This window comes from Halomonas sp. CSM-2, assembly GCF_002119345.1.
Taxonomy (GTDB): domain Bacteria; phylum Pseudomonadota; class Gammaproteobacteria; order Pseudomonadales; family Halomonadaceae; genus Vreelandella; species Vreelandella janggokensis.
Genome location: NZ_NBYR01000001.1, coordinates 65,579 through 80,692 on the forward strand (window position 1 = coordinate 65,579; position 15,114 = coordinate 80,692).

General features: G+C 59.4%; 10 protein-coding genes and 2 tRNA genes. 9 read left to right on the forward strand and 3 right to left on the reverse strand.

The window, feature by feature from the left end:
* Window positions 1-21: 21 nt before the first annotated feature.
* Window positions 22-843, reverse strand: a complete 822-nt coding sequence (locus B7L15_RS00315; RefSeq protein ID WP_085917071.1) for an acyl-CoA thioesterase — start codon at window positions 841-843, stop codon at window positions 22-24.
* Window positions 844-929: 86 nt separating this feature from the next.
* Between B7L15_RS00315 and tadA the strand changes: the two genes are divergently transcribed.
* A complete protein-coding gene (gene tadA / locus B7L15_RS00320; RefSeq protein WP_217807966.1) occupies window positions 930-1,397 on the forward strand; it encodes a tRNA adenosine(34) deaminase TadA in 468 nt (155 codons plus the stop codon).
* Between the two features lies 1 nt (window position 1,398).
* Here tadA and B7L15_RS00325 read toward each other — a convergent pair whose 3' ends face one another.
* Together B7L15_RS00325 and mltF are read right to left on the reverse strand one after the other, a co-directional pair.
* On the reverse strand, window positions 1,399-3,360 hold the full coding sequence (locus B7L15_RS00325) for a GGDEF domain-containing protein (protein WP_085917072.1): 1,962 nt from the start codon (window positions 3,358-3,360) through the stop codon (window positions 1,399-1,401).
* Between the two features lie 12 nt (window positions 3,361-3,372).
* The gene (gene mltF / locus B7L15_RS00330) at window positions 3,373-4,836 is read right to left on the reverse strand and encodes a membrane-bound lytic murein transglycosylase MltF (protein ID WP_085917073.1); all 1,464 of its coding nucleotides are present in this window, start codon (window positions 4,834-4,836) and stop codon (window positions 3,373-3,375) included.
* A gap of 184 nt (window positions 4,837-5,020) precedes the next feature.
* Between mltF and purL the strand changes: the two genes are divergently transcribed.
* From purL to nadA, 8 genes are all read left to right on the forward strand, one after another.
* A complete protein-coding gene (gene purL / locus B7L15_RS00335; RefSeq protein WP_085917074.1) occupies window positions 5,021-8,962 on the forward strand; it encodes a phosphoribosylformylglycinamidine synthase in 3,942 nt (1,313 codons plus the stop codon).
* A gap of 21 nt (window positions 8,963-8,983) precedes the next feature.
* Window positions 8,984-10,792 (forward strand): DEAD/DEAH box helicase, encoded by a 1,809-nt coding sequence (locus B7L15_RS00340; RefSeq protein WP_441316937.1) that lies wholly within the window; start codon window positions 8,984-8,986, stop codon window positions 10,790-10,792.
* Window positions 10,793-10,897: 105 nt separating this feature from the next.
* Window positions 10,898-11,860, forward strand: a complete 963-nt coding sequence (locus B7L15_RS00345) for a segregation and condensation protein A (RefSeq protein ID WP_085917075.1) — start codon at window positions 10,898-10,900, stop codon at window positions 11,858-11,860.
* Window positions 11,857-12,684 (forward strand): SMC-Scp complex subunit ScpB, encoded by an 828-nt coding sequence (gene scpB / locus B7L15_RS00350; protein ID WP_085917076.1) that lies wholly within the window; start codon window positions 11,857-11,859, stop codon window positions 12,682-12,684. Before B7L15_RS00345 ends, scpB begins: the two co-directional genes overlap by 4 nt.
* Complete coding sequence (gene rluB, locus B7L15_RS00355) at window positions 12,671-13,534, forward strand: 23S rRNA pseudouridine(2605) synthase RluB (protein ID WP_085917077.1); 864 nt, start codon at window positions 12,671-12,673, stop codon at window positions 13,532-13,534. The genes scpB and rluB overlap by 14 nt, the downstream gene beginning before the upstream one ends.
* Before the next feature lie 103 nt (window positions 13,535-13,637).
* Window positions 13,638-13,713, forward strand: a tRNA-Lys gene (locus B7L15_RS00360).
* 40 nt (window positions 13,714-13,753) lie between these two features.
* Window positions 13,754-13,829: transfer RNA gene (locus B7L15_RS00365), tRNA-Lys, on the forward strand.
* A 246-nt stretch (window positions 13,830-14,075) separates the two neighbouring features.
* Window positions 14,076-15,104, forward strand: a complete 1,029-nt coding sequence (gene nadA, locus B7L15_RS00370; RefSeq protein WP_085917078.1) for a quinolinate synthase NadA — start codon at window positions 14,076-14,078, stop codon at window positions 15,102-15,104.
* Window positions 15,105-15,114 lie beyond the last annotated feature (10 nt).

Consider the following 15,114-nt stretch of genomic DNA (forward strand, 5'->3'; position numbering starts at 1 on the left):
TATCCAGCGGGCGTTGGTCGTTCAGTCAGCGGTGGAATAGCGTGTCAGGCCTTCCTGGGCGGTAGAGGCAACCAGGCGGCCGTCGCGCTGGTAGATATGCCCCCGCGCAAGTCCGCGGGCGCTGCCTGCCCACGGCGAATCGATAACGTACAGTAGCCAATCGTCCAGGCGGGTGTCTTCGTGTAACCAGAGGGCATGATCCAGGCTTGCAATGCGCAGCTGCGGATCGGTATAGCGGATGCCGTGGGGCGTCAGGCTGGTGGTCAGCAGGTTAAAGTCGGACGCGTAGGAGAGCAAATGACGGTGAAGGGCCGCGTCATCGGGCAGGCTGCCAGCCAGGCGAAACCACAGGCACTGACCGGCAGGGTGTGACCGATCTGGATTCCCCTTGAGATGCAAAAACTCGATCGGGTGGCCAGGGAAGCGAGAATGCTTCACATCACCGCTGTCTATCAATGATTCGGGAGTCGGCACCTCAGGCATTGCGCGCTGATGACTGAAGCTTGTTTCGTTGCTCTGAAACGAGGCACTGCAGAAAAAGATCGGGCGGCCCTTTTGAATTGCTGTCACGCGGCGTGTGGTGAAGCTGCCCCCGTCACGAATGGTATCCACCTGATAGACCACCGGCCGGTGGGGGTCTCCGGGGCGCAGGAAATAGCCGTGCTGGGAATGCGGGCGACGCTCGACGGGCACGGTGCGACTGGCGGCGGCGAGCGCCTGTCCCAATACCTGCCCGCCGTAGAGTTGGGGGAATCCCAAGTCCTGACTTTGGCCGCGAAAAAGGGTGTCTTCAAGGGCTTCAAGCTCAAGCAAGTTGACCAGCGTATTCAGCGCGTCTGCCATTCTGGGTATCCTGTAGTCTCTCATTCGGCGGCGCTCAATGGCGCCGTTCATACGATCGTTTTGTTACCTTAACGGAGTTTGCTGTGATTCGCAGCGATGAATTTTACATGCACCGGGCGTTGGACCAGGCGCATCTGGCGGCTGAAATGGGCGAAGTGCCGGTGGGGGCCGTGGTGGTTGACGCTGATGGCAGGATTATCGGTGAAGCTGGCAATGCCCCGGTATCCAGTTGTGACCCCAGTGGTCATGCAGAGGTTCGTGCTCTTCGCGCGGCGGCCCGGCAGGTAGGTAACTATCGCTTGTCCGGTTGTACGTTATTCGTGACGCTGGAGCCCTGCATGATGTGTGTTGGGGCGATGATCCACGCCCGCCTGCGCCGCCTGGTCTACGCAGCTGCCGAGCCGCGCACGGGAATGGTGGAGTCTAAAGCCAATCTGCTGGCGCAGCCGTGGTTCAATCATGCCATCGATGTTCGGGGTGGGGTATTGGCGGGGCAGGCAAGCAAGTGCTTAAAAGCTTTTTTTGCCGCCAGGCGGAATGAGGCAGACCGATAGCCTAGTCGTCAATGCCGCCGGTGGCGATTTGGTTACGCCCTTCCCGCTTGGCACGATAAAGGGCTTTGTCGGCGGTTTGCATCAAGCGCGTCATGTCGAATGGTTGGGGGGCGGTGACACTCACGACCCCAGCGCTCAGGGTGATTGGCTTGCCATCGGCATGGGTCAAGCAGGCATCGATAACCTGCAAGCGCAGCGTATCGGCCAGCTTTCGGGCGGCGTCCATGTTCAGGCCGGGCAGCAAGGCGACAAATTCCTCGCCACCGTAACGCGCAAAAATACCGCCATGCTGTTCCATAAGCGCCTCTCCCAGCAACGCGATGTGTGCCAGGTAGTCGTCGCCTACCAGATGACCCAATTGGTCGTTGACGCGCTTGAAGTGGTCAATATCAAACAGCGCCAGGCTGAGTGGCCGCTTTGACCGGTGTGCGCTGACGTGGTCGAGAAAGTGGCGCCGGTTGGGGATGCCGGTTAGCTCGTCATGGCTAGCCAGCCATTCAATCTCGCGCTGTAACTGACTGCGAGTGCGTATTTCCTGCTGCAACGAAGTATTGCTTTGCAGCATGGCGCGATGTTGGTAACCCAGGCGCTTGAAGCTATAGATGACCAGATACACGAGATAGGCAAATGTCAGGCCCAGCACGAGGCTCAAGGTGGGCAGCCGGGGGAGCTGGCTCAGCAGGTAGTTGCGTCGCGGTCGATCCGAGAGTGTCAGCGCCTTATCGCCAAGCATCACTTGGTGGTGGTAAATCCATGGGCCCGGGTGTCTGGTATCGCCGTAGACGGCGAGTATCTGCTCGTCGCTGTGCCATTGGATAATACCTTCAGCGTCCGTTAATTGCTTGAAGAGGGTATCAGCCAACTGGGGGAAGCTTATGACCATGGCCGCCGCGCCTATGGGCGCTTGCTGCTCATTTTTGACGGGCAAATAGTGGATCATGCCGCGTTCGCCTTGGAGTAGCTGGATGATATCGGTGCTGCCCTCGCGCTCGCCATTTAATGCCGGCTCCAGCGCGCGACGTCCTGCTGGCTGTGCGTCGAAAAGGCGTAGCCCCAGGGTGCTCAGGTTGAGCGGTGTAGCGGGGTATACCTGTCGAATACCGCTGTCAGGTGTGATGAAGGCCATGTTGATCAGGTAGTCAAAGTCTTTCTGATAGCCTTCTGCCTGCTGGACCCATTGGGCATAACTGGGGGGCGTCGACTGAAGCTCCCAGGTGCGCGCAAAGCGGCGCATGGCGTCGAGATGGGCGGTAATTTCGCGGCTGAGCTGTGTTGCCAGGGTTTGTACGCGGGTCTCGGCGCGCTGGTAGAGCGCGCGTTCGGCGTGCAGGTGAAGCTGGTGCCAAAGCAGCAACGAAAAGCCGACCACGGCAAGCGTTGACCATAACGTTACAGCCAAATAGCGTCGCTTGCCTCGCCAATAGGGAAGGGCATGAACCACCTGTGCGGTCAAAAGGGCCGCGTGGAGGATTAGCACGGGCCAGGACGTTGCGTAGTCGAGCAGGGGGGAGAAGCCAGGATACAGGGCGGGTTCAATGCCTTGCAGGCCGAGTAAAAGCGCGGCCGAAGCGCTTAATAACGGTGCGCCCAGTCGCGCGCGTAACTGCAGAATTAGACTGAGCGCAGTCAGTTGCAGGGCGACCGTCGTGAGTAGCGGCGCCCTGAGTGTTTCAGTCGTCGCATCCGGTAAAAAGTGCTCGGCCAGTCGTTGCCAACTGGCGGTGGGTAGCCAGGCTTCGGGCAGCAGGTAGCTGAGCATGCCCGGTGCGAGCATCCCTAGTACGCCAAAAGCAAGCAGGCATGCCAATGGCCAGATTCCGCGCATGGCAGCTAGATTGGCAAGTGCCAGCAACCACAGTGCCAGGGTCGTCATCCCTGGTGTTACCCACAGCAGCGTTGTCGCCCCCAGCATTACGACGATAGCAAGTGTCAGCGCAAAGCGGCTGCGAAGCGTTTGAGGCATTACGGTCTCGACTTAATCAAGCGGCGGTATCAACTCGAACATTAACAGTGGGTCTGCGTTGACAGGCGTTTGCTCTAGCTGAAAGAACTGCTGGCGACTGCGTTCAACGTACTCAAGCATTTCGTAGTAGCGGCGAATGTTACGCACATAAATGACGGGCTCTCCCCCGCGTGCGTAACCGTGGCGCGTTTTGCTATGCCATTCGCGCTGTTGCAGCAATGGGAGCGCCTTGCGCACATCCGCCCAGCTGTCCGGGTCGCCGTCGCGCATTTCCGCGATTTTGCGCGCATCGTAAAGATGCCCCAGACCGACGTTATAGGCCGCCATTGCCATAAACAGGCGGTCGTCTCCTGTGATGTCGTCAGGAAGGCGATCCATGAGGCTGCGCAGGTAACGCGAGCCGCCGTCGATGCTTTGCGCTGGGTCGCGGCGATTCTCAATATCCATTTCCTTGGCGGTAGGGCGGGTAAGCATCATCAGACCGCGGACGCCGGTGGGGGAGACGGCATCGGGGTCCCAGTGGGACTCCTGGTAACCGATGGCGGCAAGCAGTTTCCAGTCGAAGCCGGTATTCTCGGCGGCCTGCTTGAAATCCTCGGTGAAGCGGGGAAGACGGGCATCCAGATGGGAGAGAAAGGTGCGTGTACCGACATACTCTAGGTAGTCGTCATGGCCGAAATAGCGTGCAACAAGTTGGTCGAGAGTCCCTGTCTGTTGAAGGTCTTCAAGAAAGCGGTTAGCCGATTCAAGCAACCCCAGTCCCCGCCCGCTGGGAACCGCCCATGCCATCGAGACCGGGTCACCCAGCGGGAAGCCATCTTCGACATCTTTAAAAAACAGCCGGTTAATGCGGAACTGATGTTCGAAAATCACCGCCGCATCGAAACGGCCATCTTCGATTTGGGCCAATAGTTCGGCAACTTCCAGCTCGTGGGACTCGCGCCAGCTTAATTCGGGATAATCTTCCTGCAACTCGCGTAATGCTTTGCTTGTGCCCGCTCCGCTCAGTGTGCCCAGCGAGAGCCCGACGAGGTCGCCGGGTTCATCGATGCCGTTGAGTCCGCGACGGTAGACCACGAGTGGCTGCATGTTGATGATCGGACGGGTGTAGTGAATGCCTGGCGTGTCGGTGAGCAAGGGAAGCGCTGCCGCTCCCAGGTCGCCTTTTTCACGCACCGCTGTGAGCACGCTCTCCGGGTGGTGGCTGGCATCGATATTCAGGCTAACCCCCAGGCGATCGGCAAAACGGCGCATGAGTTCATACTCGAAGCCAGTTGGCCCATGACGGCCTTCATAATAGGTGGTCGGCGTATTTCGAGTGTGCAGGGTGATGAAGTCGCGCTGGCGTATCTGGTTCAGGTGTTCGCCGTCCGGCACAAATGAAAAGGTCGGCATCATCACCAGCAGCGCAATGGCTGTTAGTGCATAGTAATAGCTTGAGCGAGCGATAAAATGTCGGCAAATCAGCGTCAGCATGGTGTCTTGTCGGCGCAGGATAAGCTGCCACGATACCCAGCCATCAGCAGACTGTCACCTTGTTGATTTCGTGTGGCCGACGCTTTCCAGTATCATAGGGGGTAATCAGTGTCATAAAAGAAGGCCGCTCGGCGGCCCGGTGATTTCCCTGCTCGAATTCCCCCTGCTCTAGAGGCTTCTGGATATGCTCGAACTGCGAGGCGCACCCGCCCTTTCTGCCTTCCGTCATGCTCGGCTATTAGCGGTGCTGCGTGAACGTGTTCCCGAGGTCGAGGCGCTATCCGCCGACTACGTTCACTTTATCGACCATCACGCGCCGTTGGAGGCAGACGCTTACCAGCGGCTGGTACAGCTGTTGGATTACGGCCATGAAGCAGCGGTTGAACCACCCAAGGGCGCACAGCGTTTTTTGGTGGTGCCGCGCATAGGGACCCAGTCTCCCTGGTCGTCCAAGGCCACTGATATCGCGCATAACTGTGGTTTGCACCAGGTCAGCCGCATAGAGCGCGGTGTCGATTATCGGATAAGTGTTACCGTCATGCCGGATGAGGAGGGACTCAACGCGCTGACTGCCCTTCTGCATGACCGTATGACCGAAAGCGTACTCACCGATGCCACGGATGCCGCCAAGCTGTTTGCCCACCACGACCCGGCCCCGCTGGGCAGTGTGGATATCATCACCGGCGGCCGTGAAGCCTTGGCCACCGCCAACCATGAGCTGGGGCTGGCACTTGCCGATGACGAGATTGACTATCTTGTCGATGCCTTCAATGAATTGGATCGCAATCCAAGCGATGTCGAGTTGATGATGTTCGCCCAGGCGAACTCCGAGCACTGCCGCCATAAAATCTTTAATGCCGACTGGCTGATTGACGGCGAGCCGCAAAGTCATTCGCTGTTCAAGATGATCAAGAATACCTTTGCCACATCGCCGGACAACGTCCTGTCTGCCTACAGCGATAACGCGGCGGTCATCAAAGGGAGCCAGGCCGGGCGCTTTTTTGCCACTCCCTTGACCGGGGACGACGACGAGCGCGCTCTGTACGCCACCCATCAGGAACCTATCCACATCCTGATGAAAGTGGAAACCCATAACCACCCGACAGCCATTGCGCCTTTTCCCGGTGCGGCGACCGGCTCGGGCGGTGAAATTCGCGACGAAGGGGCGACCGGTATTGGCGGTAAGCCCAAAGCGGGGCTATCCGGCTTTACCGTTTCCAACCTGCGTATTCCCGAGTTTGTTCAGCCCTGGGAAGCCTTCGACTATGGCAAACCCGAGCGCATGCAGTCGGCGCTTTCGATCATGCTGGATGGCCCGATCGGCGGTGCGGCCTTCAACAACGAATTTGGCCGACCCAACCTGACCGGCTATTTCCGCACCTACGAGCAGGACGTGCTCAGCGAAGACGGCATCGAACGGCGCGGTTTCCATAAGCCGATCATGATCGCCGGCGGCTACGGCAATATTCGTGCCCAGCACGTCCAGAAAGGTGATATTCCTGTCGGCGGCAAGCTCATCGTCATGGGCGGCCCGGCGATGCTGATCGGCCTGGGTGGCGGGGCTGCCTCCAGTATGGCCTCCGGCGTGTCGAGTGCCGACCTGGATTTTGCCTCCGTGCAGCGAGAAAATCCGGAAATCGAGCGCCGAGCACAAGAGGTTCTCGATCGCTGCTGGGCGATGGGCGATCATAACCCCATCCGTTTTGTTCACGATGTCGGTGCCGGCGGACTTTCCAATGCCCTGCCAGAGCTGGTCAAGGACGGTGGCCGGGGCGGTCTGTTTGACTTGCGCGCGGTGCCCAATGCCGAGCCGGGCATGAGCCCGCTGGAAATCTGGTGCAATGAAGCCCAGGAGCGCTATGTGCTGGCGGTAGCGGCTGATGACCTGGCGACGTTTGAGGCGCTGTGTGCCCGCGAGCGTTGCCCCTATGCGGTGGTCGGTGAAGCGCTTGAGCAGCACCACCTTGAAGTGCGCGACGGTCATTTCGAGACCCGGCCGGTTGACCTGCCGATGAGTGTCCTGTTCGGCAAACCGCCCAAAATGCTGCGTGAGTTCAATCGCCAGTCACCAACGCTGTCGGGCGTGATGCTCGACAATCTGGACCTGCGCGAGGCGCTGGACCGCGTCCTGCGTCTGCCCACGGTGGCCTCGAAAAGCTTCCTGATTACCATCGGTGATCGCTCCATTACAGGGCAAGTGGCCCGGGATCAGATGGTCGGCCCCTGGCAGGTACCTGTCGCGGATGTCGCCGTGACGACGGCGAGTTTTGACACCCATGCGGGCGAGGCGATGGCCATGGGCGAACGCCCGCCGGTAGCCCTGATTGACCCCGCCGCCAGCGCCCGTCTGGCGGTGGCCGAGGCGATTACCAATCTGGCAGCGGCGCCAATAGCAAAGCTGGGCGACGTCAAGCTGTCGGCCAACTGGATGAGCGCTGCCGACTACCCTGGCGAGAACCAGGCACTTTACGATGCCGTGCACGCGGTCGGCATGGAACTCTGCCCGGCGCTGGGCATTGCCATACCGGTAGGCAAGGACTCCATGTCGATGCGTACCGCCTGGCAGGCCGAAAATCCCAAGGGGGAGGTGGAAGAGAAGTCCATTACCTCGCCGCTGTCGCTGGTGATTACCGGCTTCGCACCCGTGACCGATGCCCTGGCGACCTTAACGCCGCAGATCAATCTGGAGCAGGATGAATCCGACCTGATATTGATCGATCTGGGCAACGGTCAGAATCGGATAGGCGGCTCGGCGCTTGCGCAGGTATACGGTCAGGTTGGCAATGAGTGCCCGGATGTGGATGACGCCGAAGACATCAAGGCGTTCTTCGAAGTCATTCAGGGGCTCAACCGCGATGGCAAGCTGCTTGCCTACCATGACCGCAGTGACGGCGGTTTGCTGGTGACGCTGCTGGAGATGGCCTTTGCCGCCCATTCCGGGCTTGAAATCAAGCTCGACTGGCTGATCGACGAGCCGGTGGAAGCGTTTGGCGCGCTGTTTTCCGAAGAATTGGGGGCGGTGATCCAGGTCAACCGTCAGGATACCGAAGAGGTGCTGACCCAGTTCGCCGTGGCCGGTATTGAGACCTGCGGCGTGATTGCCCGCCCGCGCTACGACGATCAGGTGCGCGTGACGCTGTTCGAAGAGCCGTTACTCGAAACCACTCGCCAACTCACCCAGCGCACCTGGTCTGAAACCAGTTATCGCATGCAGGCGCTGCGTGATAACCCCGAATGTGCCAAGAATGAATTCGATCAGTTGCTCGACGTTCGCGACCCTGGTCTCAGCGCTTCACCAAGTTTCGATATCAATGATGATATCAGCGCCCCGTTTATCAATACTACGAAACCGGCCATGGCCGTGCTGCGTGAACAGGGGGTCAATGGCCAGGTGGAAATGGCCTGGGCATTCGACAAGGCCGGGTTTGACGCTGTCGACGTCCATATGAGCGATATCCTTGAAGGGCGGGTGTCGCTCGATGATTTCAAAGGCCTGGTCGCCTGCGGTGGTTTCTCCTACGGCGACGTATTAGGCGCTGGCGGTGGCTGGGCGAAGTCAGTGCTGTTCAACGAGCGTGTCCGGGAACAGTTTGCGACATTCTTCAAGCGTGACGACAGTTTCTCGCTGGGGGTATGCAACGGCTGCCAGATGCTATCGCAGCTTCGGTCATTGATCCCCGGCGCGGAAGACTGGCCCGCTTTTGTGCGCAACGAATCCGAGCAGTTCGAGGCTCGCCTTTCCATGGTCCGGGTGGAAAAGAGCCCCTCCATCCTGTTGGCTGGCATGGAAGGCTCGCAGTTGCCCATCGCTGTTGCTCACGGTGAAGGTCAGGCGGCGTTCCGCGACAGTGCGCACCTGCGCCGGATGCAGTCGAGCAGTCAGGTCGCCCTGCGCTACATCGATAACTATGGTCAGGCAACGACCCGTTACCCGGCGAACCCTAACGGGTCACCATCGGGAATTACCGGGCTGACCACGCCTGACGGGCGCGTCACGATCATGATGCCGCACCCTGAACGCGTGGCGCGGGCGGTGACTAATTCCTGGCACCCCAGCGAATGGACCGAGGATGGTGCATGGCTGCGCTTGTTCCGCAATGCCCGAGCGTGGTTAGGCGAGGCCTGACGCACAAATGCCAGGTGATGGATGACACACCCTGAAAAGGCGGCCTCAGGGCCGCCTTTCGCGACTGACGTGATGACCCCTGAACTGCGCCCCTATCAGAGCCAGGCGGTTGGCCGTGTGGTTGAACATTTCCGTGCTTCCCACGCCCCGGCGGTGGTGGTATTGCCCACGGGAAGCGGTAAATCGTTGGTGATTGCCGAGCTTGCCCGTCTGGCGCGAGGGCGAGTGCTGGTGCTGGCACACGTGCGCGAGCTGGTCGAGCAGAACCACGCCAAGTATCAGGCCTACGGCCTGGAAGCCGATATTTTCAGTGCCGGGTTGAAGCGTAAAGAGGCCGAGCGACAGGTGGTCTTTGGTTCGGTGCAGTCGGTGGTGCGAAACCTGGATCGTTTTGCCGACGGTCGCTTCACCTTGCTGGTGGTTGATGAATGCCACCGTATTTCGCTCAATGAAGACGCCACCTATCGTCAGGTAATCGATCACCTGCAGCAGCAAAACCCACAGCTTAAAATACTAGGCCTTACGGCAACGCCTTATCGCCTGGGGCAGGGGTTCATCTATCACCACCATTATCACGGCATGGTGAAAGGCAGTGATGACTGCTTCTTTCGCGACTGCGTGTTCGAGCAGCCGCTCAGATTGATGGTTAAGCAAGGCTATCTGGCCGAGCCCAAGCGGCGTGATATGGCGGTCGAAGGGTATGATTTTTCCCGCCTGACACCGGCGGCGACGGGTGCTTACACGGAGGCGGCGTTGAATCAGGTGGTGGCCGGCAATCGTGCCACGCCGGGTATTATCCGCCAGGTCGTCGAGTTGGCGGAGGGGCGCCAGGGTGTGATGATCTTTGCCGCGACCGTGGCCCATGCGGAAGAGATCATGGGCTATCTGCCGACGGGGGAGGCGGCGCTGATTACCGGCGCCACTGTATCGCAGGACCGCACGGCGATTATCGACGCCTTCAAAGCCCAAAGACTTAAATACCTTGTCAACGTGGCCGTGCTGACCACTGGGTTTGATGCTCCCCACGTGGATTTGATTGCAATACTGCGGCCCACCGAGTCGGTCAGCCTGTATCAGCAGATGGTGGGCCGGGGGCTGCGCTTGTCGCCTGGCAAACAGGACTGCCTGGTGCTCGACTATGCAGGCAACCCGTGGGACCTCTACGCGCCGGAAGTGGGTGAACCCAGGCCGGATAGCGATAGCGAGCCGGTGCAGGTAACTTGTCCTGAATGTGGTCATGCCAACCTGTACTGGGGCAAGCGTGACGGTGAACTGGTGATCGAGCATTTTGGCCGCCGCTGCCAGGGGCTTGTCGAGGACGAAAACGGCACGCGTCGCCAATGCGAGTTTCGCTTTCGCTTTAAAGTCTGCGATGAATGCGGCGCCGAGAACGATATCGCCGCGCGCCGTTGCCACGGCTGCCAAACGCTGCTGGTCGACGCGGATAGCAAGCTCAAGGATGCCCTGAGGCTGAAAGACGCCAGGGTGCTAAGGGTCAGTGGCATGTTACTGGAAGCTGCCACCAACGGGCGCGGGCTGCCGCGACTCAAGGTCACCTATCATGATGAAGACGGCGCGAGCCTGGCGGAATGGTTTGCTCTGGAAACATCGGCGCAACGGCGTGCTTTTTACGTTGCATTTTTGCGTGATCATTTGCGCGCGCCGGGTATGCCCTGGCAACCTGCCACGCCGCAGGAGGTTGTCAGCGAACAGCGCCGCCTGCGCCATCCCGACTTCGTGGTCGGGCGCAAGGTAGGGCGTCACTGGCAGCTTCGCGATAAGCTGTTTGATTATCAGGGCCGCTACCGCAAAGCCAGCGATGCAGGTTAAGGTGGCGGGGTCACTTTATTAAGTAATGCCGATATTGGAATATTGATCCATTAGCAGATACATACAGCCTTAAAAATCGCCTATCTAACTGAGGAACCGACCCGCGTGAGCGAGACGCCAAGCGCTAAACAGGCCCCCTCAAGCACGGACACCTCGGACACAGCGCCGGTGGCCGAAGCGCTGGGGCGGCTCTTCAACGAGCCGATCACTCAATTGCCGGAGGATTTATATATCCCGCCGGAGGCGCTGCGCGTCTTTTTGGAAGCCTTTGAAGGGCCGCTTGACTTACTGCTTTACCTGATTCGCCGCCAGAACCTGGATATTCTGACGATTAACGTGGCCACCATTACGCATCAGTACATTGAATACGTGGAACTGATGAAGGCCATGGAAATCGAGCTGGCGGGCGAGTACCTGCTGATGGCGGCGATGCTGGCCGAGATCAAGTCGCGCACCTTGCTGCCCCGGCCGCCCAAAGCGGAAGGCGAGGATGAAGAGGATCCGCGGGCAGAATTGATCCGTCGCCTGCAAGAGTATGAACGCCTCAAGGAAGCCGCCGAGTCGCTGGATACGCTGCCACGCGTTGGCCGCGACTGGTTCAGCGTGCAGGCAGGTTTGCCGCCGCTGGAGGCGCGGGTCATTCATCCGCCGGTCGAGCTGGATGAACTGTTGGGCGCACTGGCCGATATTCTCAAGCGCGCCGAGCTTGCCCAGGCGCACCATATTAGCCGTGAGGTACTCTCCACCCGTGAACGGATGCTCGCCATCATGGAGCGGCTCGGTGGTGAGGGCGGCGAGCCGCACTACGTGCCCTTTGCCGCGCTGTTTACCCTGGAAGAGGGGCGGGCAGGCGTTGTGGTGACGTTCATGGCGATTCTGGAGCTCGCCAAGGAAGCCATGATCGATATCGTGCAAAATGCCCCGCTCTCACCAATCCATGTGCGCGCGCGCCCCGCTGCCATTAGCGACGGCCATGACCCCGAAGACGCCTTTGCAATCGATGACGCTGGCGAACATTCTGATGAAGAAAGCGCGTTTGAAGCACCTGCCGACAGGGAAGCACCATGAGTGAGATTGATTCGCCGTTGGAGGAAATACTCGAAGCCGCGTTACTGGCGGCGGGGGAACCACTCCCGCTGGAGCGCATGGAAACGTTGTTTCTGGATGGCGAGTGCCCGTCTCGATACGAGCTTCGCGAAGTGCTGGTCCGGTTGAGCGAGCGTCATGAACACGGCGCCCTGGAGCTTATCGAAACGGCATCGGGTTATCAGTTGCGGATTCGCCCGCGGCTTTCGCAGTGGGTGTCGCGGCTCTGGGATGAGCGCCCCCAGCGTTACTCACGGGCACTGCTCGAAACCCTGGCATTGATTGCCTATCGACAGCCTGTGACCCGCAGTGACATTGAAGATGTCCGCGGGGTCAGCGTGAGCAGCTCGATCATGCGTACGCTGATGGAGCGTGGCTGGATACGCGTGGTCGGGCACCGTGACGTGCCGGGAAGGCCGGCGGTCTACGCGACTTCACGCAGTTTTCTGGATGATTTCGGCTTGAAAACCCTGGATGCCCTGCCGCCGATGCACGAGCTGGTCAGCGGGGAAGCCGATGGCCAGGACGCCGCTGATGTGCCTGATACGAACGACGGGCAAACGCTGTTGCCGGATTCGCCGTCTTCTGACACGCAGGAAGCACTGGACGACGCGCCCGAAACCGTGCAGGATGCGCCACCCGAAACGGCCGATAGCGCCGAGACGCACGCCGAGACGGCGTTAACCCAGCCGCTGAGCTTTGCCGATTTAGAGGCACGCCTGGCAGCACGTGCGCAGCGATCCGATGACCAGGAGGCGCGCACGCAGACCCATGATGAGAGGTCAGACGACCATGAGTCAGAGTAATACCCCCCCTACCAGCGAAAAGCTGCAAAAAGTTCTCGCCCGTGCCGGTCTTGGCTCGCGGCGTGAAATGGAAACCGTGATTGCCGACGGCCGCGTCAAGGTCAACAATCAGGTCGCCAAACTGGGCGACCGTGTTGAAGCGCGCGACAAGGTCAGCCTTGACGACCGGCTGGTGACGCTGAGAGCGGAAGACGAAACACCGCGCCGGGTGATCATGTACAACAAGCCGGAAGGCGAGTTGTGTACCCGCAAGGATCCCGAAGGCCGTCGCACCGTGTTCGATCGCCTGCCGCGCTTGAAAGGCGAGCGCTGGATTGCCATCGGTCGCCTGGATATCAACACCAGTGGGCTTTTGCTCTTCACCACTGACGGCGAGCTGGCCAACCGCTTGATGCACCCCTCGACGCAGGTCGAGCGTGAATATGCGGTGCGCGTGATGGGTGAAGTGAAGCGTGAACATATCATGGCCATGGTAGACGGTGTGATGCTGGAAGATGGTCCCGCCCGGTTCACCGATGTTCAGGAGTTCGGCGGCGAAGGTATCAACACCTGGTTCCATGTGGTCATTCTGGAAGGCCGAAACCGCGAGGTTCGTCGACTCTGGGAGTCTCAGGAGTTGACGGTAAGTCGTTTGAAACGGGTTCGTTACGGCAATATTTTCCTTGATAAGCGCGCCAAGGCGGGAGAGTGGGTCGAGCTTTCTCAGGATGAAGTGGATGACCTGGCGGCACTGGCCCAGTTGGAAACCCGCAAGGTTCCCGAGCTGACGCCGGACGAAAAAAACCGTTGGAGCCGCGATAAAAACAAGCGCCGCCCGGTGCAGGCAATGCGCAAGCCCAAGCGGCGCTAAAGGCCGTTTGTAATATGAGCAAATCGCGCGGTCGTTAAGGCAAAAGTTCAAAAAAGACTTGCGGATAGCGTGGGCTATCCGTAAGATATGCATCCGTTCGGGCGGGTCGTTAGCTCAGTTGGTAGAGCAGTTGACTTTTAATCAATTGGTCGCAGGTTCGAATCCTGCACGACCCACCAGCCGAACTTTATTTAGATTTGCCGCCGCCGTGTGAGCAGCGGGTCGTTAGCTCAGTTGGTAGAGCAGTTGACTTTTAATCAATTGGTCGCAGGTTCGAATCCTGCACGACCCACCAGATTCGACACCCCTGACAGTTCGCTGTCAGGGGTGTTTTGCTATGTGCACAACCTGATGCCTGACAATTGGACTTGCTGTCAGCAACCATTTCCCGCCAAAATAGTCACATTGATGTTGAGACCGACAGAAACCCAACGCGAAAGACGCAAGCGGTTTCTGTCAACGAGAGCGGCGCGTGCGGAGTGCATACGCCGTGACTGGTGTTTAACAGGGGGATTCCCTGTTCGTCACAGTGGTAGACACGATGACTATTATGACTACTCAAGCTGAGCTTGATGCTCCGCTCCCAAGCCCGTACTGCCCGACCCGCATACCCGCCGAAGACCAGGCGCGCGTGGAAGAAATCAAGCAGTTGCTGAACCAGCATAACGCCGTGCTGGTAGCGCACTACTATACCGATGACGCCATTCAGCAACTGGCGGAAGAAACCGGTGGTTGTGTGGCCGATTCGCTGGAGATGGCGCGCTTCGGTGCCCGCCACGATGCCACTACCCTGGTCGTGGCCGGCGTGCGCTTCATGGGCGAAACCGCCAAGATTCTGTCGCCTGAAAAACGCGTGCTGATGCCTACCTTGGAGGCGACCTGTTCGCTGGATATAGGCTGCCCTGCCGACGAATTCAGCGCTTTTTGTGATGCCCACCCTGACCGCACCGTGGTCGTTTATGCCAATACGTCGGCTGCCGTCAAGGCGCGTGCCGACTGGGTGGTCACCTCATCGATCGCCGTCGATGTGATCGAGCACCTTCAGGCCAAAGGCGAAAAAATCCTCTGGGCACCCGATAAACACCTGGGTGGCTACATCCAGAAAAAAACCGGTGCCGATATGCTCATGTGGGACGGTGCCTGTATCGTCCACGAGGAATTCAAGGCGAAAGGTGTCGAAGATCTCAAGCGGCTATATCCGGATGCCGCCGTGCTGGTTCACCCGGAGTCGCCCGCGCCGGTGGTTCAGTTGGCCGATGTGGCTGGGTCGACATCGCAGCTTATCAACGCGGCCAAAACCCTGCCCAACGAACAGCTGATTGTGGCAACCGATCGCGGCATCTTCTTCAAGATGCAGCAAGCGGTCCCTGATAAGACGTTATTCGAGGCCCCGACAGCGGGTAACGGCGCGACCTGCCGCAGTTGCGCGCATTGCCCGTGGATGGCCATGAACGCCCTCGACAACCTGGCGGGTGCGCTACGTGAAGGTAGCGGCGAAATTCAGGTCGGAAGTGAGTTGCGCCAGCTGGCGCTCAAGCCGCTGGAGCGGATGCTTAACTTCAACGCATAACCAGCACGCA

Coding starts and splice junctions, on each gene's coding strand:
- B7L15_RS00315 (WP_085917071.1), bottom strand. CDS start 843: ATGGCAGACGCGCTGAATACGCTGGTCAACTTGCTTGAGCTTGAAGCC.
- B7L15_RS00325 (WP_085917072.1), bottom strand. CDS start 3,360: ATGCCTCAAACGCTTCGCAGCCGCTTTGCGCTGACACTTGCTATCGTC.
- mltF (WP_085917073.1), bottom strand. CDS start 4,836: ATGCTGACGCTGATTTGCCGACATTTTATCGCTCGCTCAAGCTATTAC.
- purL (WP_085917074.1), top strand. CDS start 5,021: ATGCTCGAACTGCGAGGCGCACCCGCCCTTTCTGCCTTCCGTCATGCT.
- B7L15_RS00340 (WP_441316937.1), top strand. CDS start 8,984: ATGACACACCCTGAAAAGGCGGCCTCAGGGCCGCCTTTCGCGACTGAC.
- scpB (WP_085917076.1), top strand. CDS start 11,857: ATGAGTGAGATTGATTCGCCGTTGGAGGAAATACTCGAAGCCGCGTTA.
- rluB (WP_085917077.1), top strand. CDS start 12,671: ATGAGTCAGAGTAATACCCCCCCTACCAGCGAAAAGCTGCAAAAAGTT.
- nadA (WP_085917078.1), top strand. CDS start 14,076: ATGACTATTATGACTACTCAAGCTGAGCTTGATGCTCCGCTCCCAAGC.